21 protein-coding genes and 1 pseudogene are annotated in these 21,884 nt (G+C 60.1%); 9 read left to right on the top strand and 13 right to left on the bottom strand.

Features of this window, described 5'->3' with window-relative positions; all coding sequences use genetic code 11:
- Positions 1-53 precede the first annotated feature (53 nt).
- Genes B5527_RS31020 through B5527_RS31010 form a run of 3 tightly spaced genes read right to left on the bottom strand, consistent with a single transcriptional unit; the run spans position 54 to position 4,104 of the window.
- The gene (locus B5527_RS31020; RefSeq protein WP_079604903.1) at positions 54-524 is read right to left on the bottom strand and encodes a MaoC family dehydratase; all 471 of its coding nucleotides are present in this window, start codon (positions 522-524) and stop codon (positions 54-56) included.
- Between the two features lie 11 nt (positions 525-535).
- Positions 536-2,542 (bottom strand): biotin carboxylase N-terminal domain-containing protein, encoded by a 2,007-nt coding sequence (locus B5527_RS31015; protein WP_079607639.1) that lies wholly within the window; start codon positions 2,540-2,542, stop codon positions 536-538.
- Between the two features lie 8 nt (positions 2,543-2,550).
- Complete coding sequence (locus B5527_RS31010; protein WP_079604902.1) at positions 2,551-4,104, bottom strand: acyl-CoA carboxylase subunit beta; 1,554 nt, start codon at positions 4,102-4,104, stop codon at positions 2,551-2,553.
- Positions 4,105-4,243: 139 nt separating this feature from the next.
- Here B5527_RS31010 and B5527_RS31005 point away from each other — a divergent pair, with 139 nt between their 5' ends.
- The 3 genes from B5527_RS31005 to B5527_RS30995 are packed head-to-tail and all read left to right on the top strand — an operon-like array spanning position 4,244 to position 9,525.
- Complete coding sequence (locus B5527_RS31005) at positions 4,244-5,419, top strand: acyl-CoA dehydrogenase family protein (RefSeq protein ID WP_079607638.1); 1,176 nt, start codon at positions 4,244-4,246, stop codon at positions 5,417-5,419.
- Between the two features lie 10 nt (positions 5,420-5,429).
- Positions 5,430-8,867, top strand: a complete 3,438-nt coding sequence (locus B5527_RS31000; RefSeq protein ID WP_079604901.1) for an indolepyruvate ferredoxin oxidoreductase family protein — start codon at positions 5,430-5,432, stop codon at positions 8,865-8,867.
- Positions 8,868-8,892: 25 nt separating this feature from the next.
- A complete protein-coding gene (locus tag B5527_RS30995; protein WP_172842720.1) occupies positions 8,893-9,525 on the top strand; it encodes a TetR/AcrR family transcriptional regulator in 633 nt (210 codons plus the stop codon).
- 749 nt (positions 9,526-10,274) lie between these two features.
- On the opposite strand, the gene B5527_RS30990 is transcribed toward B5527_RS30995, so the two are convergent.
- The gene (locus tag B5527_RS30990) at positions 10,275-10,628 is read right to left on the bottom strand and encodes a hypothetical protein (RefSeq protein ID WP_079604899.1); all 354 of its coding nucleotides are present in this window, start codon (positions 10,626-10,628) and stop codon (positions 10,275-10,277) included.
- A gap of 703 nt (positions 10,629-11,331) precedes the next feature.
- Between B5527_RS30990 and B5527_RS30985 the strand changes: the two genes are divergently transcribed.
- Positions 11,332-11,535, top strand: coding sequence for a hypothetical protein (locus B5527_RS30985; protein ID WP_079604898.1), 204 nt, complete (start codon positions 11,332-11,334; stop codon positions 11,533-11,535).
- Positions 11,536-11,594: 59 nt separating this feature from the next.
- Here B5527_RS30985 and B5527_RS30980 read toward each other — a convergent pair whose 3' ends face one another.
- From B5527_RS30980 to B5527_RS30970, 3 genes are all read right to left on the bottom strand, one after another.
- Positions 11,595-11,783, bottom strand: coding sequence for a hypothetical protein (locus B5527_RS30980; protein ID WP_154072623.1), 189 nt, complete (start codon positions 11,781-11,783; stop codon positions 11,595-11,597).
- Between the two features lie 13 nt (positions 11,784-11,796).
- Positions 11,797-12,000: a hypothetical protein gene (locus B5527_RS30975; RefSeq protein ID WP_079604896.1), complete on the bottom strand. Its 204-nt coding sequence runs from the start codon at positions 11,998-12,000 to the stop codon at positions 11,797-11,799.
- A 402-nt stretch (positions 12,001-12,402) separates the two neighbouring features.
- A complete protein-coding gene (locus B5527_RS30970; protein ID WP_079604895.1) occupies positions 12,403-12,672 on the bottom strand; it encodes a hypothetical protein in 270 nt (89 codons plus the stop codon).
- Between the two features lie 466 nt (positions 12,673-13,138).
- Here B5527_RS30970 and B5527_RS30965 point away from each other — a divergent pair.
- The 3 genes and pseudogenes from B5527_RS30965 to B5527_RS47880 all read left to right on the top strand — a co-directional run.
- A pseudogene (locus B5527_RS30965) lies at positions 13,139-13,390 on the top strand (aldehyde dehydrogenase family protein); the annotation flags it as partial.
- Between the two features lie 23 nt (positions 13,391-13,413).
- On the top strand, positions 13,414-13,548 hold the full coding sequence (locus tag B5527_RS47885; RefSeq protein ID WP_079604894.1) for an ArsR family transcriptional regulator: 135 nt from the start codon (positions 13,414-13,416) through the stop codon (positions 13,546-13,548).
- Positions 13,549-13,690: 142 nt separating this feature from the next.
- Positions 13,691-13,855: a KUP/HAK/KT family potassium transporter gene (locus B5527_RS47880; RefSeq protein WP_425305036.1), complete on the top strand. Its 165-nt coding sequence runs from the start codon at positions 13,691-13,693 to the stop codon at positions 13,853-13,855.
- Between the two features lie 534 nt (positions 13,856-14,389).
- Here B5527_RS47880 and B5527_RS47450 read toward each other — a convergent pair.
- The 6 genes from B5527_RS47450 to B5527_RS47435 form a co-directional block, all read right to left on the bottom strand.
- On the bottom strand, positions 14,390-15,319 hold the full coding sequence (locus tag B5527_RS47450) for a hypothetical protein (protein WP_338065052.1): 930 nt from the start codon (positions 15,317-15,319) through the stop codon (positions 14,390-14,392).
- Positions 15,240-15,479: a recombinase family protein gene (locus B5527_RS47445; protein WP_338065051.1), complete on the bottom strand. Its 240-nt coding sequence runs from the start codon at positions 15,477-15,479 to the stop codon at positions 15,240-15,242. The genes B5527_RS47450 and B5527_RS47445 overlap by 80 nt, the downstream gene beginning before the upstream one ends.
- A gap of 1 nt (position 15,480) precedes the next feature.
- On the bottom strand, positions 15,481-15,825 hold the full coding sequence (locus tag B5527_RS47440; RefSeq protein ID WP_338065050.1) for a recombinase family protein: 345 nt from the start codon (positions 15,823-15,825) through the stop codon (positions 15,481-15,483).
- Positions 15,822-16,331, bottom strand: a complete 510-nt coding sequence (locus B5527_RS30950) for a DUF2924 domain-containing protein (protein ID WP_079604893.1) — start codon at positions 16,329-16,331, stop codon at positions 15,822-15,824. The genes B5527_RS47440 and B5527_RS30950 overlap by 4 nt, the downstream gene beginning before the upstream one ends.
- Positions 16,332-16,335: 4 nt before the next feature.
- A complete protein-coding gene (locus tag B5527_RS30945) occupies positions 16,336-16,692 on the bottom strand; it encodes a DUF3489 domain-containing protein (protein WP_079604892.1) in 357 nt (118 codons plus the stop codon).
- A gap of 1,016 nt (positions 16,693-17,708) precedes the next feature.
- Positions 17,709-18,335 carry a WYL domain-containing protein gene (locus B5527_RS47435; RefSeq protein WP_338065137.1) on the bottom strand — a complete coding sequence of 209 codons (627 nt, stop codon included), beginning with the start codon at positions 18,333-18,335 and terminating at the stop codon, positions 17,709-17,711.
- A gap of 266 nt (positions 18,336-18,601) precedes the next feature.
- Here B5527_RS47435 and B5527_RS47875 point away from each other — a divergent pair, with 266 nt between their 5' ends.
- Positions 18,602-18,865, top strand: a complete 264-nt coding sequence (locus tag B5527_RS47875) for a phasin family protein (protein WP_079604890.1) — start codon at positions 18,602-18,604, stop codon at positions 18,863-18,865.
- Between the two features lie 611 nt (positions 18,866-19,476).
- Positions 19,477-21,744: a glycoside hydrolase family 65 protein gene (locus tag B5527_RS30930; RefSeq protein ID WP_079604889.1), complete on the top strand. Its 2,268-nt coding sequence runs from the start codon at positions 19,477-19,479 to the stop codon at positions 21,742-21,744.
- Positions 21,745-21,884: the final 140 nt, after the last annotated feature.

The raw sequence follows: 21,884 nt of genomic DNA, 5'->3' as shown, positions 1-21,884 counted from the left end.
TCCGCCCGGAGGCGGGAATTCGTGGAATTGTGTCCTGTTTGATCCCCCGGGCGTCATTCGCTCGAGACGTGCGAGGCCGGGCGGCGATGCATCAGGGCGGTCCGCACGCAATTTGCCACCTCCGTCCCGGTCTGGTTGAAGGCCCTGTGCCTGAACGTGACAATTCCTGCCTTGGGCCGCGAGCCACTCGACCGCGTAGCCTCGACAGTGGTGACGACGTGAATGCTGTCGCCGTGGAAGACGGGCGCCGGAAAGTTGACGTCCGTCATGCCGAGATTTGCGACCGTGGTTCGCAACGTCGTGTCGTGAACCGAGATGCCGATCATCAGGCCGAGCGTGAACAGCGAGTTGACCAGCGGCTTGCCGAACTCGGTGCCGGCGGCAAAATGGAAGTCGATATGCAGCGGTTGCGGATTGAGCGTCATGTTGGAGAACAGCATGTTGTCCATTTCCGTCACCGTCCGGGTGATCGGATGTTCGAAGATCTGTCCTGCCGAAAACTCCTCAAACCACAGTCCGGGCATATCGTTGTTCCCTACAGCTTTGGCGCTTGGGCCGGTTCGATAACAATGATCAATGCACGTGCCGCCACCGTCTCGCCCTGCGCGGCGACGATTCGCGAAATTCGTCCGCCCGCGGTCGTTTTCAGATCGGTGAACAGCTTCATGGATTCGAGAACCGCGACGGTCTGGCCGGCTGTGACATCGTCGCCCACCGCCACCATGATATCGGCGACGAGGCCCGCCATCGGCGAGATGATGCTGCCGTCGTCCGTGCCGCCCGCACGCGCGGGGGTGTCGAGCGCAGCTTCGACTTTCGGGCGCACCTCGAATAACGTCTCGATGGATTGGACGCGCAACGCGATATGGCGACCATCGATCGCGAAGGGAAAACGGTGTGATGCGCCATCGATCACGGCGGTCAGGCTGTTGCCCTCGATGCATGCGTCGACGGTCAGAGTGCCGTGAGCATCGCTGATAGCAAACTCCCGAGGGCCGCCCGTCACCGTGATATCGGCCGCGGTGCCGTCGCACGCGACCGAAAAATGCGTCACAGCCGTGCGTCCACTTTTGCTCAGGGTTCGGAAGCCGGGCAGGCTCGACCACGGCGAGGTGTTCTGCGCGCGGGATTGTGCGGCAATCCACCCGACCAGCGCGGCCACACGATGTGCGAGAGCGAGCGCCGTTGGCTCGTACGACCATCCGCCGGGCCAGTTGTCGGCAATCAGGCGCGTTGTTGCCCGGCCCTTGGCAAAATCCGGAGTTTCGATGGTGTCGAGCAGGAAGGCCCGGTTGGTTGCGGGGCCTAGGACGGTCAGGTGATCGAGACCACCGCGTAGCCGCGCGAGTGCCTGGGGCCGATCCGGGCCGGTCGCGATCAGCTTGGCCAGCAGGCTGTCGTAATGAAGCTCAACCATCGTGCCGGTGCCGACGCCAGTATCGACCCTGATACCGGGCGGCGGCGACCAGAGCGCGATCTTGCCGATATCGGGCCGAAAACCCTGGTCGGCTCGCTCTGCCGTGACCCGAGCCTGGATCGCGTGCCCTTCGCTGCGGACGTCGCTCTGAGCAAACGGCAGGGGTTCTCCCGCCGCGATCCGCAATTGCCACTCGACCAGATCCAGCCCGGTGATTTCCTCGGTCACGGTGTGCTCGACCTGAAGCCGCGTGTTCATCTCGAGGAAGTAGAACTCTTCGGTCGCCGCATCGACGATGAATTCCATCGTACCTGTGGAATCATAACCGATGGAGGCTGCGAGTTTCACCGCGTGGTGGTGCAGGGCGGCGCGCGTCGCTTCCGAAAGATTGGGAGCGGGAGCCTCCTCGATCAGCTTCTGGTTGTTGCGCTGAATCGAGCAATCGCGCTCAAACAGATGAATCAACCGGCCATGCTTGTCGCCCAGTACCTGCACCTCGATGTGACGCGAGCGAACGATAAGCTTCTCGATCAGCAGGCGTCCGTCGCCGAAGGCGGCCTCGGCTTCACGCCTTGCAGCCATGATCGACGCCGGCAAGTCCTCCGCTGCATAGACCGGGCGCATGCCTTTTCCGCCGCCGCCCGCGGTTGCCTTGATCATCACTGGCAGGCCGATCCGAACGGCTTCGGCGGCAAGCTGGCGATCGTTCTGATCGTCGCCGTTATAACCCGGCACCACCGGCACGCCCGCGGACACCGCGAGCCTCCTGGCTTCGATCTTCGAGCCCATGGCGCCGATCGCCTTGACGTGGGGGCCCACCCAGACGATGCCATTCTGTTCGCACAGCAACGGCAGGTCGGTCTTCTCGGACAGAAAACCGTAACCTGGATGGATGGCATCCGCGCCGCTTGCGTCTGCGGCCCCAATGATCCGGTCCGCCCGCAAATAGCTGTCGCGTGCCGCCGCGGGACCGATTGGTATGGCGACGTCGGCGAGCGTCGTGTGCATGGCCCCTCGGTCGGCCTCGGAATAGACCGCGACGGTGCGCAGTCCCATCCGCTTGGCGGTGCGGATAATTCGGACCGCGATCTCGCCGCGATTGGCGATAAGGAGCGAGCGGATCATGTTGCCCTTCACATCCGATAGACGGGGCGGGGCGCGGTATCGCGCGCCTCGTCGGCGGAGAGCGCGAGACAAAGGCCGAGAACGTCGCGGGTCTGCGCGGGTTCGATGATGCCGTCGTCCCAGAGGCGGGCGGTCGCGTAGTACGGATTGCTCTGTTCTTCGAATTGCTCGCGCGTGCGCCGGTCCAGTTCGGCGATGACGTCGTCGTCGGCTGCGCCCTTGAGACTTTGGCGGCGGAGCTCGGTCACGACGGTGGCAGCGACTTCCGGGCTCATGGTGGCGATGCGGGAATTTGGCCACGAAAACAGAAAGCGCGGCCGGAAGCCGCGTCCGCACATCCCGTAGTTGCCGGCGCCGTACGAACCGCCGATCAGGACCGTGTATTTCGGCACCCGCGCATTGGACACCGCATAGACCAGTTTTGCCGAATGCTTGGCAATGCCGGCCCGCTCGGCCTCGGTCCCGACCATGAAGCCGGTGATGTTCTGAAGGAACAACAACGGAATGTGACGCTGGTCGCAGAGCTCAATGAAATGCGCGCCCTTCAGCGCGGATTCGGAAAACAGCACGCCGTTATTGGCGAGGATACCGACGGGAAAGCCGTGAATGCGCGCGAACACCGTGACCAGGGACGAGCCGTACGCCGGTTTGAATTCCTGAAACGAGCTGTCATCGACAATTCGGCTCAAGACCGCATGTACGTCATAGGGTTTCTTGAGATCCACCGGCACCAGCGATGTCAGTTGCTCCGGATCCTCCGTGGGCGGGACAGGCGCGAACGGCGGTTGCGCAGCTCGGCGCAGTGCGCCGAAACCGAGAACGATGGTCCGCAGGCGGCCGATTGCCTCGATTTCCGTATCCGCCACATGGTCGGTCACGCCGGATACGGTTGCGTGCATGTCCGCGCCGCCCAAAGTCTCTCCATCGACGATTTCGTTGATCGCAGCCTTCACGATCGGAGGGCCACCGAGATGGATGCGTCCGGTGCCGCGCACCATCACGACCTGGTCGGACAAAGCGGGGATATACGCGCCGCCGGCGGTGCATCCGCCAAATACCGCCGAGATTTGTGGAATGCCGGCGGCCGACATGCGGCATTGATTGTAGAACGTTCCGCCAAAGTGATCGCGGTCGGGAAAGACGCGATCCTGTTCGGGAAGAAACGCGCCACCGCAATCGACCAGGTAAATGCAGGGCAGCCGGTGTTGTTCGGCGATTTCCTGCGCGCGCAGATGCTTGCGAACGGTTTCGGCGAAAAACGAACCGCCTTTCACGGTGGCATCGCTGGCGATCAGCATACAGGGCGTGTCGTGCACAAGACCGATCCCCGTCACGATCCCGGCGGACGGCAACTCATTGTTATAAAGTCCGTAGGCGGCGAGCGGCGAAAGCTCGAGAAAGGGACTCCCCGCATCCAGCAGCAGGTCGATCCGGTCGCGAACCGCAATCTTTCCGCGCGCCCGGTGCCGCTGCACCAGCGCCGCGCCGCCGCCCGCGAGCATCGTGCGCTGTCGGTCGCGCAACGTCTCGATCAGCGCGTCGAAGCGCACGGCACCATCCATCGCTCACTCCCCAGAACGGTACGATCTGACCGAAGCTTGACTTCGCGCCTAATCTACCTAACGTATGTTAGATGAATTAAGCGACAAAGCCGCGGCTGCGTCAAGCCATACCGTGCGGTTCGATCAGGAGGAACGCCAGATGCTCGATGTTAGGACACGCTTGACCGTAAACGTCCGGCGCTCGCCGTTCTTCACGGAAGAGCACGAGATGCTTCGCGATCAGGTTCGTCGCTTCGTCGAGGAAGACATCAAGCCGTACGGCGAGAACTGGGAGCAGCAAGGCTTCGTTCCGCGCGAGGTTTTACGACGGATGGGATCGCTCGGCTTTTTCGGGATCCGCTACCCGGAAGCTTATGGCGGATCGGACATGGACACGCTCGGAAGTGTCGTGCTGGCGGAGGAACTGGGCCGCTCGACATTCTCGGGTGTCGCGATCACCGCGTTGGTGCATACCGATATGGCCTCGGTGCATGTGTTCAATGCCGGGACCGACGCGCAGAAATCGCGATGGATGCGCAAGATCGTCGCTGGCGAGGCGATCTGTGCCGTTGCCGTGACCGAGCCGGATGCGGGCTCCGACGTGAAGGGCATCCGTACCACAGCGCGCAGGACCGATGCCGGCTATGTGCTTAACGGCACCAAGATGTTCATCACCAACGGTGTCCATGCCGACCTTTATTGCGTTGCGGCCAAGACCAGTGATGTCGGCGGCAGCAAAGCAGTGACGATGTTCTTGGTCGAGAAGGGGACGCCCGGATTTCGCGTCGGCCGCGCGCTCGACAAGCATGGCTGGCGGTCCTCGGATACGGCCGAACTTGTTTTCGAGAATTGTCTCTTGCCTCGCGACGCGGTGCTGGGGGAAGAGGGAGCCGGCTTCTACGCGATCATGAAGAATTTTCAGAACGAGCGCACGGTGATCGGCGCCATGGCGATGGGTGAGGCGCAGGCCGCGCTTGATTTGACGGTGGCCTATCTGAAAGCACGCAGGGCCTTCGGCGCGCCGTTGTGGGACAAACAAGCCATCCGGCAGCGGATCGCGATGCGTGCAGCCGAGGTGGAGGCCGGCCGCCAGCTGGTCTATTCCGCGGCCTGGCGCGATGCACAGGGCCAGGACGTGACTCGCGAGGTCTCGATGGTGAAAGCCTACTGCGGCGAACTGGTGAATGCGGTGATGTACGACTGCGTCCAGTTTCATGGCGGGATGGGCTTCATGCGGGAAAGCGCCATTGAGAGAATGGCACGCGATGCCCGTGTCCAGGCCATCGGGGGTGGCGCCACGGAAGTCATGCTGGAAGAAGTTGCCAAGCGGCTTTGAGGGTCTGGCCATGGACGGATCGACCAGTTCCGGGATCTCGCTCGACGACAAATATGTCGCCGACGAGGGTCGCATTTACCTGACCGGCGTGCAGGCGCTGGTTCGTCTGCCGATGGTGCAGCGGCGGATCGACCGAGCCGCGGGCTTCAACACCGCAGGTTTCGTGTCCGGCTATCGTGGGTCACCGCTGGGGACCTATGATCGCGAACTCTGGGCGGCGAAGCGCTTTCTCGACCAGGACGATATCGTCTTTCAGCCCGGCCTGAACGAGGATCTGGCCGCGACCAGTGTGTGGGGTAGCCAGCAAGCCGGACTGTCCTCCGGCGCGACGCGCGAAGGCGTTTTCGCAATCTGGTACGCCAAAAGCCCCGGCGTCGATCGATCTGGCGATGTGCTGAAACATGCGAATGCGGCCGGCACCGCTCCGTGTGGCGGCGTACTCGCCATCGCCGGCGACGACCATGCCTGCAAGTCAGCAAGTCTGCCATCGCAATCGGACTATGCGTTTCTCGACGCGTCCATTCCTGTGCTTCACCCCGCAAACGTCTCCGAGGTTCTTCGCTTCGGTGTGATCGGCTGGGCGATGTCGCGCGCCACGGGTCTTTGGGTTGGCATGAAAGCGCTCGCCGATACCATGGATTCTGCCGCGGTCGTCGACCTGCGCGAGACAACGCCCACCATTCTCCAGCCTGCCGGTCTGCCGACCGACGTGTCAATCCGTTGGCCCGACTCGCCCCTTGAGCAGGAGCGGCGGCTGTTCGACGTGCGGCTGCCTGCGGCCATCGCCTTCGGCCGGGCCAACGGTTTGAACCGAAGTCTCGCCGACCCGGGCGTCGATCGCCGCCGCTTGATCATCCTCTCTGTCGGCAAGTCGCGTCTCGATCTGATGCAGGCCCTTACCATGTTGGATCTTGGGCCCGAACGGTGGGAAGAATTCGGCATCGGGCTTTGCTCGATTGGCATGCCGTGGCCGCTCGATCCGGACTTTATCCGCGAGCAGTGTGCGAATGCCGCCGAGGTTCTGGTCGTCGAGGAAAAGCGGCCTCTTGTCGAAGATCAGGTGGCGCGAATTCTGCTCACGCTCGACGCCGCCCAACGGCCACGACTCGCCGGCAAGATCGACCATCACGGCAAGCCTCTCTTGTCTCCGCGGGCCGCATTCACGGCGGATCATCTTGCCAAGGTGATCGCGCAGCGGCTGCACGGATTGGGGCTTGGCGATGCGCTCGCGCCGCGTCTCGCCGCGCTCGGCGATGTCAGGCGAGACGCCGAAACCGCTCTCGTCAAGCGGCTGCCTTACTTCTGCTCCGGGTGCCCGCACAGCCGCTCGACCGTCGTGCCGGACGGCAGCCGGGCTCTCGCGGGAATCGGCTGCCACTACATGGCGCAGTGGATGGACCGCGATACGACGACATTCACCCAGATGGGCGGCGAGGGGGCGAGTTGGATCGGGCAGGCGCCGTTCACCAGCACCGGTCACGTCTTTGTAAATCTCGGCGACGGGACCTACGCGCATTCCGGACTGCTGGCGATACGGGCTGCGATCGCGGCCGGCGTCACCATGACGTACAAGATTTTGTACAACGATGCGGTGGCGATGACCGGAGGCCAGACGGCCGAGGGCGGCTTCAGCGTGGCCCAGATCGCGCGCCAGCTTGCCGCGGAAGGTGTCCGCGATATCCGGATCGTCGCGGAGCAGCCGGAACGCCATCGCGGCGAGGATATGCCGTCCGGCGTTGCGCTCGACCCCCGGGATCGCCTCGAAGCCGTCCAGCGCGAGTTGCGCGACACCAAGGGCGTCTCGGTCCTGATCTACGATCAGGTCTGCGCCGCGGAAAAACGCCGTCGCCGGAAACGTGGCCAGATGCCCGACGCCGGCAAGCGGATCGTCATCAATGAGGCGGTCTGCGAAGGTTGCGGCGACTGCGGCCGGCAGTCGAACTGCGTATCCATCGTTCCGCTTGAGACCGAGTTCGGCCGCAAGCGCCAGATCGATCAGACGACCTGCAATCAGGATGCGAGCTGCGTTGAGGGGTTTTGCCCGAGCTTCGTCACGATCGAGGGTGGCTTGCCCAGGAAAGCCGCGGCGGACCAAGCGATCGCACCGTCTTCGCCAGTACCCGCTATCGATTTTGGGCGTCCTGCCCGCGTTGTTGTAGGCGGCATCGGCGGTACCGGTATCGTCACCATCGGGGCCATTCTCGGCATGGCGGCCCACCTCGATGGCCGCGGTGTCTCGATCATGGATCAGATCGGGCTTGCCCAGAAGGGCGGCGAAGTCACCACCCATATCCGGATCGCCCCGAGCCCGGACATGCTCGGGCCCGTGCGCTTCGCGCTGGGCGAAGCCGAAACGCTCATTGGATGTGACATCGCGGTTGCGTCCAGTCCGGAGGTTCTTTCGCTCCTGTCGAAGAACGCCGTCGCCGTTATCAACGACCATGTGGTGATGACGGGCGATTTCACGGCGGATCCGGACAGGGTGTTTCCCGACGCATTGATGAAGCGGCGCATCGAGACCTACGCCGAGGTGACGTTTACGGACCTGTCCGCGCTGGCGACCAGGCTGCTCGGGGATGCGGTCGGGGCAAATATGATGGCGCTCGGCATGGCCTGGCAGAAGGCGCGCGTTCCGCTGACCGAAGCGGCCATCTTGCGCGCGATTGAACTGAACGGAGCCGCAGTCGCGATGAACAAGGCGGCTTTCGCCTGGGGACGCGCCTTCGTCAACGACCCCGGCGTTATCGAACTGCAGTCTTTGGCGATCGCCACACCGCCGCTGGTGACGACCTTCGAGGACATCGTCGATGTTCGGGCCGATGAGCTTTGCCGCTATCAAAATGACAAACTGGCCGAGCGCTTCAGAATGCTGGTCTCGGAGACCGCGATGGCGGAGAGCCGGATCCGTTCGGGATCGACGGTTCTCGCAGAAGCCGTCGCCCGAAGCTTCCACAAGCTCCTGGCCTACAAGGATGAGTACGAGGTGGCGCGTCTGCATGTGGAAAGTGGATTTCTCGACCGTCTCGCGCAGCAATTCGACGGCGGCGCCGTCGCTTTCCATCTGGCGCCGCCAATGTTTGCGAGGCTCGATCCGGTCACCGGCTATCCTCGCAAGATGCGTATGGGCAGCTGGATCGTTCCGTTGTTCAGGATTCTGGCGCGGCTGAAATTCCTCCGCGGAACGTGGGCGGATCCATTCGGCTATACGGCCGAACGACGATCGGAGCGTCGCATGATCGACGACTACGAAACGTTGATCGATTCGCGCGTTATTCCCGAACTGACGAACGGTAACCACGCTCTGGCCGTTGAGATCGCCGGCCTGCCGCTCGCGATCAAGGGGTTTGGGCATGTGAAGACGGTCTCGGAGAAGCAGGCATCCGTGCGCCTCGCCATCTTGCTCGATCGCTGGCCTGGCGATACGCATGCGCAAATCGCCGCGGAATAGGGATCGCAATGGAAGTTCGACCGCAATGACCGAGATCGCCGCGCGAGACGGGTCGGGCAGCAATGCGAGCGCGGGCGAGGGGCGTTCGCGACGTTCGGATGTGTCGCGACAACAAATTCTGGATGTTGCCGCGAAGTTGTTCCGCGCGAGGGGTTATACCGAGACGTCGCTGCGCGACATCGCCAAGCTCGTCGGAATGAAGGCAGGGAGTCTCTATTATCACTTTGCGTCGAAAGAAGAGCTTGCCGCCGAGGTGCTCCGTATCGGGGTGAGGAAAGTTCACGCCGCAGTCGTGACGGCGGTGGATGCGCAGGGAGCCGACGCGAACGCGCGATCGAAGCTGGCGGCGGCCATGGCCGCGCATCTCGAGACGTTGCTCGATGAAAGCGATTACACGTCAGCCCATATTCGCTGCTTCCCCAACGTGCCCGAAACCCTGCGCGTCCATCTCGGCAACGATCGTCGAGCATATGAAAAAGTGTGGCGCACCCTGCTGGACGAGGCCGCCAAAAGCGACTCGCTTCCATCCGGCATGGACCCGGGTGCAGCGCGCCTCGCAATTCTAGGGGCGCTTAACTGGTCGCTCGAATGGTACGATCCGGCGCAGGGTCTGCCATCCGAACTCACCAGGACATTGCTTGCGGCGTTTTTACGCTGAGTTGCTTCAACCTGACCGGAGCTGGTGATACACCTCTGCATACTTACTAGGATCGATCCCTAGTTGGCCAAGCACTGCAATGAACTCACGTGGAAAGCAGTCTGCTCGTGCGCATCGGCCAAGCACTCTTCCTCCTTGCAAAAGAGCGCGGTACTGCCCATTCTCGGCGTGTCGTGCACCTCTTTTTATTTGCCGGATCTGACATTTGCCGTACATCTCCGACATCGAACAACTAGCCTATCCGCCGGAGATCGTTGCGGCATTCTCGGATAACTTGTAAGTTTGGCGCCTGCGCCTAATCGCCCCAGCTAAACGCACAACACCGCCGGAGCGGAGTATGATCGCTCGGCGGCGTTGGCATTCCCGTGGCCGGTCCTGAAATCCCGGCAGCGTAGTGTGCCTGAGACACCCCCAACGTCCGATGAACAGAAAACTTGCCGGTCTAAAACGTGCTCATTTTTCAAATTAGGCCACTGCGAAATTCAAATTAGGCTACCGGTGGTCAAAACAGGCCAGTACCCAGAGCCCGGTACTGGCCGAAACAATGCCGGTCTCGCCCGCCAAGGCGAACGGCAACCAAACTCGGCCGGCGCCGGGTAAATCCGTCGGTGGAGGTGCGAATACTGGAACTTAGGGCAGGTGGCGATGGCATCCTCAAGATTGGCCAGAAACTTGGAATCGGCACCGGCGTCGTGCAGCGGGCTTTCGAGCAGGAGCCGGGGCAACCTTGATCGGCACCCTTACCGTCCTCAACCCGGCGGCGGCTTTTTCGCCAAGATGCTTCTTAGCCGAGGCCCGCAGAGCTCTACACGCGTGGAATCACCGGTGTCGCCCGAGATATCTCCAAAGGAGATATGCCAGACGGTGTTCGGATAGCTGCCGGTGCACACCAAATGGTTCGTATCGGATGCGTAATTGGCGCAGCGTTTTCGACACTGCTTGGCCAGCGCAGCTTGACGATCAGGGCAGCTCAGGCCAGTCCTTTTGTCTTCGGCTTTGCCGGCATCGTCCTCGAAAAAGCAACCCCGCAACCGCGCACTTCCGGTCAACGCGTTCACGCATTGATTGGTCGCCTCGTCGACCTGTGCTTTGGTCGGATTCATCAATGGGCACTGCGGGGGAATCTGACGTGGGGCCACGTAAGTACGCGCTGTGCGTAGCGGGCGGGCGAGTACCGCGCTTTTTCGGTGCTCGCGCGTGGGGCCAGAGGACGCGGCGGACGGCCTTCCAGAACCCTCGGCGCAGGCGATGGGAATGCATCTGGTCCACAGCGGACCTGTGGTCACGCACCGATTGGCCTCTTGCGCGCAGCCCTCGGGGCAACAGGTTTGCGCAAACGCGGGCGATATCAGCGCATATGCCAAAACTAGGATTGCCAGCTTGAGATATCGCATTGCCGTCCTGCCATTCCGCTCGGGCGGGCGTTGTGCGTTATAGGGTCGGTTCCCGCCAAACGGCCCGTCTTGGGGAATCGCAAGGGCCAGGCCGCGGGCGGCAGGTGTTACACACACATCGGAGAGACGACCCCCCGCCGCAAATGGTCAACGCGGAAGTTCTAAAAAGCGTTCCTACCCATCAGGGATTACCCCTGCCGCGAGCGACTCTACCCGATCGCGCCGCTGTCCCTCACTTGTCCCCGTGCGCATGATCCAAAGCTGACGGAAACGCGCGAGATCGCGTCTTACGTCTGAGTGCATCCGGATGATGAGCGGTAAGGTCAAGGCTTTTTCTTTTTGGGAGCGCCACGGAACGAACTCAACCTGGGACCCGTTTGGCTTCTGTCACGGAAAAAGGGGAGGGTAAGCAATGGCTCAGAAAGCCAGTCTCACCCCTGTCGACAAGTATGAGTCGGATCGCCGGGAGGCCGAGAGGCTCGACCTGGAGAAGCATGCGCGATTGGAAGCGGGTTTGTTCGATCCGGTGAGCGCCATTCAGCCGGCGCCAACCGCTGAGCATCAACACCGGGAAGGCCTATCGTTCTGGCAGGCGGTCAAGACGATGTTCAAGTAGACTCGCCCGGACGAGGAGAGGTGAGAGCGCCCGGTTCACGCTGGGGCGTTTGGGGTCGGTTATTTGTCTAAACCTGCGGAAAGCAAGCGGAAGAGAGCACTATCACCCTCAATCTGGGCGGTCTCGCGCGAGGTCTCAAAGCCCGTCATCAGTGGCGTATCGCCTTCGTAAACTCGCCACTCCCATCGCGCTGGCTCCAAAGGGGTTACCGTGACTTCAAGCAGGCGCGGGTCGGAATTCTTGGCCATCAGGAAGGCCGCCTCAGTTGGCGACATTGATAATCAATGCGCAGTCGCCGACCCGGCCCGGCTGGTTTTTCTTTGGCTTTTGCCGCGCGCGGCGCATGTTGACCGGCGGTCCTTTCAATCCGACGTTCTTTGGTGCGGCCGGGATTGCCAGCGAACCGAAACGAGCAGCCCATCGCTGCTCGAAGCGTCTTTGAAGGTGAAGAGGAATAATGCTCATGGGTGAGGCTTCCGTTCTGGATCGCCCCTACATTCACAAAACGCGCGCGTCGGCTTAAAGGTCCATGGGGTCACGCCGAAATGTGCTCATCCAGGGCGAAACGTGCTCATCCAGGAAAGGCCTGAAAAGGCCGCCGGGCAATATCCGGCGGCCTACCGGGCTCAAAATTGCGTGCTTTCGAAATGGCCCCGTCCGCCCCGGTTACGGGAGACTTGCATTGGCAAGCGAAGGGGTCGAATCAAAACTGCTGTTCCATCAAAGGAACAAACAAATTGTTGCGGGGCGGACACTATTCATCCCGTTTCAACTTCCGCTTTCCCCAATGCGTGTCTCACGGAAGAGCGGGAGATTGATGCGTATCTGTCGGTGCATCCGGACGAGGAGAGGTGAGAAGGCCAGTTGTTAGCAACCGCGGCAAATGCCCTTGGTCATGCGGTCGAGCTCCGCGTTCTCGCGATTGATTGGATCGTTCGGATCATCCATCAGGTTCTTCTCCGAGGGCACTTGATTAACACGCGGCTGTCGATGCCCGATCGGCGCCTCCGGTATCGATTGCTGGTTCGAGCTCATCAAGGGAGCTGGGGCCGGATTTCGCGAACCAACCGTCTGTGCAATCGCCACCGAAGTGTCGATCAGGGCCAGCAACGCTATCGTCGTGATCAGCTTTCGCATGATGGGTCTCCGGAGTTTGGGGCCCCCTTTTCACGATTATGGTAGCGGGGAGTCTCGACCACAAGGTGCGCAAACCTCACGTTTCGTTCAGATGTTCCGAGCGCGCTAGCGCGCCTTGAGGGCTTGGCATCATCCAGACGATGAGAGGTGAGGGGCTGCCGATGCACGCCGGGCGGGTTTTTCTTGCGGGCACCCGGTCGCGCGTATTGGCCCCTTTCCATCATTCGGATAAGGGATTGGTCCCTTTTGAAAAAGTGAAGCGGTCCCTTTTGAATTTAATCGACTACCGAACATAAAGGGAATTCACTGCCCCCATCACCGCGCCGCCTTCGGCTTTTATCGGTGACTGAGAGTGTTGCGCTCCCTGTGCCTGTCGACAGTCAAATCCGGGACAATCGCCAAATTTCGCCGGACACGATCTCGTGGTCTTGCGCGGTGAAGCGGCTCCGACATCCACGCGCGCGTCGTCAGGATATCGAACTCCACAGCCTTCGGACTTTCGTCAGGTGTCTGCACTAACAGGCTCGACTACATCACACGTTTTGTGAACGAGCTTGACGTCGGCACAGTGAACGTTTGGGAAGTTCCCGGATTTCGCATCGAAATGTCGCCATTTGGCGGAATCAAAGATTCGGGGCTTGGATAAAAAGAAGGCGTGCAGGAAGCAATGAAGAGCTTCACGAACCTCAAAACGTACTCGCTTCCTTGGTCCGCTTAGCGTGCGTAGAAAACGCACGAGATATGACCGCAGGCGAGATCGTTGAGCGTTTCGCAGAGATGATGTCGCAGCCGGCGGTTTCGAAGCATTTATCTGTCCTTGAGAACGTGGGCCTGGTGTGCGGGAAAAGCGATGACAAAACGTTCAGTATGGACTGAAGGAGGAGGCACTCACCGGCACGCTTGTGCATTTCCGTGCTGAAGTGTGCCCTCGCACTCGCCCGTTCCGCAAAGCAGTGCGCCGGCCGTTTGACAAAGCCGCAAAATCTCCCGACGTCCCATTGTATGATGGAGGGTAAAAATGACGACCACGTCTTCATCGGAGCAACAGCAGGCGCTCGAGCGCCTGTCCATCGATCAGAGCAAGATATTTGCCTTTATGTCCCGAAGCTCCGCCCATGCAGTCGATCGGTTCAGAGTACCTTCGAATGCGCTCGTGGAAATTGGGCGAAGGATTGAACTCTAAGCTGCTCACATGAATTCGCACTCGCTGATCGCGTGAACGGGTTCGATTCTGGCTGGCGTTCCTGCACAAGGCTGCAAGCGACTTCAGTTTCCTGTGGCAAGGAAATGCGCGAGCGGGGTGGCTTCGAAAGTCACAAATGCGATTTACAGTTCGTGTGTAACGCATTGATCTCGTTAGGTCGTAAAACGAGATGATTTACAGTTAAGCCCTTGAAATAACGCAGAAAACATCAGACTCTTAATCATCGGGTCCCAGGTTCGAGCCCTAGTGCGCCCACCATCCAGTCTCCGCAAACCGCACGTTTCCGGCGCGACGCCGAATAGCGCGTTTCTGCGGGGATTTCCGGCCACTCAGTTCCCGGATTTTGGTCTCTGCGGGCGTTCGCGCGTTTAAATGACGATTTTTGGCGCTTCGTCTCTACATCCAAAAATTCCGTTCCCGGCGGCCGTGGTTGAGCGCGAGGTTGGACCGCTCTGCACCCGGAATTCCGACTTTTGGGCCACCGTAATTCGGGACCTTGGGCCGGCGCTGCAGCTATTCCGGATTGAGTCCGAGCGCCTCAAACTGCCGGCTCCATTCGGTCGGCGGATCGCGGAGCCGCTCGATGCCGATGCCGCGGGGCAGGCGACCTTCTACGGCCGCTTTGACAAGATTGGGTGCGAGGAAGGCGAGCGAGATGGTCATATTGACCTGCCGAACGCTGCACTTCTCGCGAGTGCAAAGCTGTGCGACCGTAGTCACTCGACCTGAGACAACATCATCCAGCCACCGACGACCTCGCGCGATTGCGCTGACCAGGCGCGCCCGGCGCTCGAACTGTTCCGGACGGACGTCGCTTCGAGATCTATTATGCGGGAGTAGGATCTGGCGGGATCTTTTGGAGGGCGGTTTCTGCCAGGGAATTGAGAGCGACTGATCATCCTGGGAATCGGATGCTTCGTCCGCGTTGTCTGATTTGAGTCGAACGATCAGCCTGTCCTTGTGCACGACAATTCCAGCAACCAGCTGTGCTAAGTCGCCACGATCCATTAAGTGCACAGCGCTAATTGTCGACTTTTCTTGATTGGCGAGATACTCCTTTAGGAAGTTTACGATGACATCTTCGATGTCGGCAGCAGGAACGCGGAAGACCGATCCGGCTGATGCGGTTTTTGCCTCTCCATGCAGGAAAGGCGTCGACACGTAGTAGCGATAGCGGACGCCAGCTTTTGTGGCGTGGGTTGGAATCATGCGATGCCCGGCATCGTCAAACAGCAAACCCGTCAGCAGGTGGTCGGACTTGTTGCGCGCAATGGTACGGTGGGACCATTGGGCGAGTGATTTCTGCCGGACTGACTCGAACAGCGCGCGATCCATGATCGGAGGCTGCTCGCCTGGCAGGATTTCATTCTTGTATTTGACCTCGCCGATATAGAAGTGATTGCTCAGCACGTAGTACAGCGCGCCACGGCCGAACGGGATCACGCGTCGCACCCGTGGAAAGCTGCTTGGTTCTGGTTCGGATGTTGCGTTCTTTGAGGTCCCGTAACAGTTCGTTGACGCTGCCAAGTTCCAGGTATCGCCGGAAGATTGATCTGACCAGTTCAGCTTCTTCTTCGACGATGGCAATCTTGCCGTCCTTCATCTCATAGCCAAAGGGCAGGGTGCCTCCGACCCAAAGCCCTTTCCGCTTTGATGCTGCGATCTTGTCGCGGATACGCTCCGTAGACGACGATGACGTCAATCCTCCGGGTGCGGATATCGTCCAGCAGCTTCTGAAGGTCGGGGCGGTCGGTGGACCCGCCGGAGTATCCCCCGTCGTCATAACGGGAGCGGACCAGAGTCCAGCCGGCGTGGGCCTGGCTTTTGATGTAGGCGGAGGCGGCCTCGTATTGCGCGTCCAGCGAGTTGAACTCCTGGTCGAGCCCGTGCTCGGTAGAAACCCTCGTATAGATCGCGCAGCGGACCGGCTTGACCGAAGCAGCCCTCATGGCCGAGCCCCCGTTGTCGATCTATCGTCCTTATCCCGGAGGCCAAAGAAGCGCGGACCGTTCCACCTAGTGCCTGTGATCGCAAAGGCGACTTTGGAGAGGCTGTCATAGGTCTGGCCGTTCCAGGCAAAGCCGTCAGCTATCACCATCACCCGCTGCGACTGTCGATCCCACTCCCGGACCAAGACCGTGCCGGGAGTAAGCTCGGTCCGCTTCTGGTCAAAGCTGGCCAGACGGGCGGACATTGCTGGTCCTTCTAACTTCGCAACCGTTCGATCCAGCACCTGTAGGGTTGCGTGATCGAGATCGCCGAGGCGATCAGCCTGGAGCCGATAGGCGATGACTGCAAACAACAGATGCCGCGTCAGATGAGCAGGGGCCGGTCTCCGGAAGACGCCCTGCCAGCGCGCGCGCAGTCCCCCGAGATCGAGACCGCGCAGATGCGCGATCTCGTCCTCAACAGACGTTTTGGTCGGGGCACGACCATTGCGATATTTCTTCTGCATAGCATCAGGCTGCCGGTTTAGTCCGGTCCGCAGCGACAGACGGAGCTTTGCCATTCGTGATGCGATAGACCCGACCCTTGTCCGTTTGCTCTGAAATAAGGTTGAGTCCGAGCTTCTTGCGAACCACACCGGCAAGAAAGCCGCGCACCGAATGCTGCTGCCATTCAGTTTCGGCGACGAGAGACGCAATCGTCGCGCCAGCCGATGTTCGCAGCATCGCAATGATGCGGGCGTGTTTGGTATGGGGCCCCGTTGCCGGCTTGGACGATGCGTGCGCCGATCGCGCGCGAGATTTAGGTTTGCTGGTCTTTCGAGCTGTTGAGCGGGTCGCAGCCTTCGGCTTGGATTTGGGCTTGGTCATGGGATCCTCCTAGGTTCGTGCGGCGCCATCCGCCGCACCACCTCAGCCCCGCCCGGGTAGATCACCCGGCAGGGCAGGACCCCGAAGCGCGCCTCGGCCGCCCCAAGTCACAACAGCAACGCTCCGATCAAGCCCGAAAGCCAGTCAATTTTGAGCAAGAAAATTGCTCATTTTTCTCATTCGCTTTGACCCCGAATGCTCAGCATAGTGAGGGAATCCGCAGCTAAGAGGTTTATGGGAGCGTCGCTAAGCCGTAAGGCAGTGGATTTTGATTCCACCATAGGGGGTTCGAAAAGAGGTCGGCGTAAAAATAAGTCTACAACTGTATCGAACCTGCGCGAAACACGTCCGCGTACGCTACCGCGGCGGCGGAATCTTCTCGAGGGCTAAAATGCCGCGACTATTGCGCGGCAATAATGCAAATATGCAGACTACTGCATTTACACGATCCGGCATTCTAGTGTGATCGAGAAATTTAGCCTGTCGGAAGGTCCGCACACTCTTGATACGAAACAGAAGCCGTGGACGAGCGCAAAGCTAGAGGAAAGGCCCCCAGGGGAGATCGTGAGGGCCAAGTTGTAGTCAATAGGTCGAGACGCGGAGTTTTCCGTCGCCACCAGCAAACTCGCTGGTCGCAGCGAGAAACGCGCTCCTCAAATGCCGGGGTTATTGTTCTGAAGAACGTTCGCGACAAGGCGTCCTTAGCGACCTCGGGCTGCTAAGACACTAGACCAGAACGGGTCTGATACAATTTGCCACTGCTTCCCTAGCCGAAATACCAAGCCGTGCTCGCGGATGGTTATTCTGTCCGAGCCAGTTGGGAATATTAGCTCCCTGCGATGCAAAGTGTTCGACGTGAACGACTGTTACCTTGCTATCCGTGTAATCGCACCTGATAATTATATCCTAGCTGGTGGTAGCACCCTTGAGGAAGCCTGAAGGAATGGCTGGCCAAAAGAAAAGTTAGAACGGGAAAGTTGATCGCCCAACGCGGGCTCGTGATGACCTGAGCCGATTCAAAGTTCTCGCCCGAACACCAACTTCCGAAGGGTGTTTGCGTTTTCGGGCAAAAGAAGTTTTCCGCTCGTGTTAGCTGAGGGCGGTCGGACTACGTCAATGATGCCGATCTCTACCATCGCGTAGATCGCCAACGCTCGTCGGGTGCGAATGGCTAACTTCCCGCGCTCCATCGAATACTCTTGCTGAACCATTTTGATCTGGGCCGGCGAAAGAGATGGATTTGGCACAAGCACTATTTGCACAAACTCGTTCCATTCGTTGTCCGCATCTACGGGGATCCCTGCTTCGTCCAACGCAGTTTCGCTCGCCGTGATCCTTGCTAAGGAAAAATCGGAAAACGTTTTGCGAAGGCTGTCCCACGCCCTGACATGGAACCTTCTTGATGCCCTTACTATCGTATGTGGCGATATGATTCTAACCGATGGTTGAGCTGTAGTCATAGATTGACAGTTGATCCGGACTGGCGTTCGCGTTTCAGGCGCCATCAGAAGCGGACCAAGCAACGAAGGATTGATAAGCGGTTCGGGCAGCGTCGTTTCGACGAAATTCAACCCCCGGTAACTTTGACCATCTCCCCTAAGCCATGGTGCAAGATTTTTCTCCGCTGCATCAAAGAGTGGCACGAAGTTGGAGGGAGCAACATGCAAGCCCGAGCGTCTGTCGAGGACGGGCGGACTCCGAGAGTTGCCGAGATATGTCGCGATGTCGCCAGAGGCCTGAGCATCGGAAATCCCATACTGCGTTGCGAATTCTGACCTTTTGAAATTTCCCACCCAATAGAGTCAGCATTGATCTGAATCAAAGGGTGCCGCTCGAGGAGGCATAGTCTTTCATTTCGCCTTTCATCAATCAACGGAGTATCCACAATGGCAAATGAAAGCGCAGCAGCATCGACAGTTTCGTTCGAGCTCCTGAGTGGCTGAAATCATTTAATGGTTTCCCGAACAACCCGTACGTCACGGCATCAAAAGGGGCGCTGGGATTCACTGCTTCCTGTCTTCAGGACCAGGCGGATCACCTGAGGAAGCTTGCTGAGTGTGCAGACTTTGCCGAAGCAATGAAGTGCCAACTGGACTTCGCGCAGGAATCCTGGTCGCGATCTGTTGGCGAAGCGTCGAAACTGTTCGATCACCTGCGCACGCAACCTTCATAGGGTTGCGGGCCGCAGAGCTGCCGACGTGTGGCGGACCTAGCTTCTTATGTTCCGGCGAATTGATACCGACGCCTTTGGTTGGTGGCTCACAATGCGGCATCTCAAAAAGAAAGGAATGCGCAAGGGAGTCGCCCATAGGAGAGTCATTAGGCATCGAAGAGCGCCCTGAAGCCGTCGTAGAGCGTACATCCAGCTAGCTGGTCAACCTGATCAAAAAGCTACGCTGGATCGGTATGGAGGAAGAGGCCGACCTGCCGCGCCGCGTTGATGCAGCTGCCATCTCCGTTGGCCGAGCCAAGGGATACAGACTAGTTGTGAACACTGGAAAGAAGGGGCAGCGCTATGAACCAGCTCGACGGAGGAGCGCAGGGATCGAATCCAACTCTCGATCGCCCACGCTTACCAGCTTTGCAAGCAAAGCGAGACCCGACGATAGCAATTCCGAAAGGTAGGCAAGCACAAGACGCAGAATCGAACCTCGTCGGGCGCAGTCGCACAGGCGACGGTTCCGCGTCCCTCAGTGTTCCCCGAAAGCTTGCTGTGAATTTGCAATGGATTCCCTGCCTGCCGGATCGACTCTACCCAATCGCGGAGTGAGCGGAGCGTCGGCGATGGAAAAGTTACTCGAACCGACATCAGATCCCACCTGGGTGCTTGTCGCAGAGGGTTACGACCCACTTCGTGAAGGCATCTATGAGGCACGTTTTGCAACCAGCAACGGCTTTCTCGGGGTGCGAGGGGGACGCGCGGTCAGTCGCGGATCGCGCTGGATCGAACCGCATCGCACGTACATTGCCGGTCTGTTCGATATACCTGGCTCCGAGCATCCCATACCGGTGCTTGTTTCCGCTCCCGGCTGGCTGGAATCCCGCATCATTTCCACTGGCGGCCCACTCGTACACCATCCTGCCGAGGTAGCCTCGCATCGCACGACTCTCGATATGCGGCGAGGCGCATTGTTCACAGGATGCCGCTTGATTGACCACCCGAACATCGCCGTCCACGTTCGGACGATGGGGCTCGTGTCACTGAATGAGCGTGCGCTCGGGCTGCACGTGATCAATTTGGAGGTCGAGTACGGCCAGGTCGAGGTCACCCTGGAAGCATCATTTGAGGGACTGGGCCTCGGGCTTTTGTCTGAGCGGCTTGAGCAGGATCTCGGCGTTTGGCGGACCAGGAATTCAAATAAACGCCTCGCGATGGCTGCCGCACTCTGCCTGCAGATTGACGGCTCCGAGCTCGCACCGACTATGTCGGGTCCGTTCGTATGGTCTTGGCATTGGAAAACTCGTACGGGCCAGAACGTATGCCTGTCGCGGCTGGTGGCCGTGGCGCGAGGCGACAGCCAAGATGAGGCTCCTGACCGAGTTGCATGGGAGAAGCTCGAGGGTGCCCGGCAACTTGGCTGGCGCAAGCTTGTCCAAGAACACGAGGCCGCCTGGTCAGAGCGATGGCAGCGCAGCGATTTCGAGGTCCAGGGAGATTCGGCTGCAGAACTGGCGTTGCGTTTCGCTGCCTATCATCTGAATAGCGCCGTTAACCCCGCGGACGAGCACGTCTCCATCGGAGCGCGTGGGCTGACGGGAGATGATTATCATGGGCATGTTTTCTGGGATACCGAGATCTATCTGCTGCCGTTCTACACATTGACTTGGCCAGAGGCGGCCCGCGGGCTGCTGATGTACCGATTTCGGACCATTGACGGGGCACGGGCAAAGGCGGCCGGCATGGGTTGGCGCGGGGCCATGTACGCTTGGGAATCGGCCGACACCGGTACGGAGGCAACGCCGGAGCGAGTTGTCTGTCCCGATGGTCGCATTGTCGAAGTCCTCTGCGGCAGGCAGGAACAGCACGTTACGGCGGACGTTGCGTACGCAGTCTGGCAGTACTGGCAGGCGACCAGAGACGAAGAGTTCCTCCTGAGGGCTGGTGCCGAGATCCTCCTTGAGACGGCCCGGTTCTGGTCGAGCCGCGCCCAGCCGGAGCCGGACGGTTACTGCCATATCCGCGGCGTTATAGGACCAGATGAATACCACGAGCATATAGACGACAATGCCTTCACGAATGTCATGGCACGCTGGAACATTCGGCGGGCGATAGATGTGGTTGGCCTGTTACGCGAACGCTGGCCTGAGCGCTGGGCAAGCCTCTCATCCCGGCTCGCCTTGGGTGATACGGAACTTGTTCAATGGCAGACCGTGGCAGAGACAATGGCGACCGGCTTGAATCCGCAAACGGGACTGTTTGAGCAGTTCGCGGGATTTTTCGACCTTGAGGAGATCGATCTGACGGCTTACGAGGGCCGCTCTGTGCCGATGGATGTCGTGCTCGGACGCGAGCGGACCCAAAAGACCAAGGTGATCAAGCAGGCGGATGTTGTGGCGTTACTCGGCTTGCTACCGGAAGAATTCGCTGGCGACCACGCAGACGCGAACTTTCGCTATTATGAGCCGCGCTGCGGCCATGGTAGTTCCCTGAGCGGCGCCATGCATGGCTTGGCCGCAGCCCGGCTGGGCTACTCTGACCTCGCATTGCGATATTTCCAGCAGGCTGCGGCGATAGATCTCGCGGATACGCACACGACTATCGCGGGGGGGTTGCACATGGCCTCTCTCGGCGGAACCTGGCTCACGGCGGTCTTGGGGTTCGCAGGGCTATCATTGCAAAGCGACGAAATCGCCATCAATCCGAAGCTGCCCGCGAAGTGGCGAAGCCTGGGCTTCGCGATTGAGTGGCGTGGTCGGCGCCTGAAATTCAGGATCGATGCTGACCACGATCTTCTGCAGGCAACACTGGAATCCGGGGACTCGATAACGCTCTTGGTGAATGGCCGTCAGCACGAGGTTCGCTGCGACCAGGCAACTGTTTGCCCTCTTTAGTGGTTCCTCAGATGCTCCAATACCTCTCTCGCCAAAGTGCGGCGCAGCCGGTCATCCACTACGCCACCAGGGCCCGCCCCATGGAACAGCACGACGCTAAGTGGGCCGATGCCCGATATGCGTATTCGGCGAGCGAGGGG

Origin of the sequence: Bradyrhizobium erythrophlei (assembly GCF_900129425.1) — a bacterium.
GTDB classification, from domain to species: domain Bacteria; phylum Pseudomonadota; class Alphaproteobacteria; order Rhizobiales; family Xanthobacteraceae; genus Bradyrhizobium; species Bradyrhizobium erythrophlei_C.
This window is presented reverse-complemented; position numbering and strand designations above follow the sequence as displayed.

Excerpts from the sequence above, each read along its gene's own strand:
- B5527_RS30980 (WP_154072623.1), bottom strand. The coding sequence starts at position 11,783 with ATGGCCAAGAATTCCGACCCGCGCCTGCTTGAAGTCACGGTAACCCCT.
- B5527_RS30985 (WP_079604898.1), top strand. The coding sequence starts at position 11,332 with ATGGCTCAGAAAGCCAGTCTCACCCCTGTCGACAAGTATGAGTCGGAT.
- B5527_RS31020 (WP_079604903.1), bottom strand. The coding sequence starts at position 524 with ATGCCCGGACTGTGGTTTGAGGAGTTTTCGGCAGGACAGATCTTCGAA.
- B5527_RS47440 (WP_338065050.1), bottom strand. The coding sequence starts at position 15,825 with ATGAGGGCTGCTTCGGTCAAGCCGGTCCGCTGCGCGATCTATACGAGG.
- B5527_RS30970 (WP_079604895.1), bottom strand. The coding sequence starts at position 12,672 with ATGCGAAAGCTGATCACGACGATAGCGTTGCTGGCCCTGATCGACACT.
- B5527_RS47885 (WP_079604894.1), top strand. The coding sequence starts at position 13,414 with ATGACCGCAGGCGAGATCGTTGAGCGTTTCGCAGAGATGATGTCGCAG.
- B5527_RS31010 (WP_079604902.1), bottom strand. The coding sequence starts at position 4,104 with ATGGATGGTGCCGTGCGCTTCGACGCGCTGATCGAGACGTTGCGCGAC.
- B5527_RS30950 (WP_079604893.1), bottom strand. The coding sequence starts at position 16,331 with ATGCAGAAGAAATATCGCAATGGTCGTGCCCCGACCAAAACGTCTGTT.
- B5527_RS30990 (WP_079604899.1), bottom strand. The coding sequence starts at position 10,628 with ATGAATCCGACCAAAGCACAGGTCGACGAGGCGACCAATCAATGCGTG.
- B5527_RS30945 (WP_079604892.1), bottom strand. The coding sequence starts at position 16,692 with ATGACCAAGCCCAAATCCAAGCCGAAGGCTGCGACCCGCTCAACAGCT.
- B5527_RS31015 (WP_079607639.1), bottom strand. The coding sequence starts at position 2,542 with ATGATCCGCTCGCTCCTTATCGCCAATCGCGGCGAGATCGCGGTCCGA.
- B5527_RS31005 (WP_079607638.1), top strand. The coding sequence starts at position 4,244 with ATGCTCGATGTTAGGACACGCTTGACCGTAAACGTCCGGCGCTCGCCG.
- B5527_RS31000 (WP_079604901.1), top strand. The coding sequence starts at position 5,430 with ATGGACGGATCGACCAGTTCCGGGATCTCGCTCGACGACAAATATGTC.
- B5527_RS47445 (WP_338065051.1), bottom strand. The coding sequence starts at position 15,479 with ATGAAGGACGGCAAGATTGCCATCGTCGAAGAAGAAGCTGAACTGGTC.
- B5527_RS30975 (WP_079604896.1), bottom strand. The coding sequence starts at position 12,000 with ATGAGCATTATTCCTCTTCACCTTCAAAGACGCTTCGAGCAGCGATGG.
- B5527_RS30930 (WP_079604889.1), top strand. The coding sequence starts at position 19,477 with ATGGAAAAGTTACTCGAACCGACATCAGATCCCACCTGGGTGCTTGTC.
- B5527_RS47880 (WP_425305036.1), top strand. The coding sequence starts at position 13,691 with ATGACGACCACGTCTTCATCGGAGCAACAGCAGGCGCTCGAGCGCCTG.
- B5527_RS30995 (WP_172842720.1), top strand. The coding sequence starts at position 8,893 with ATGACCGAGATCGCCGCGCGAGACGGGTCGGGCAGCAATGCGAGCGCG.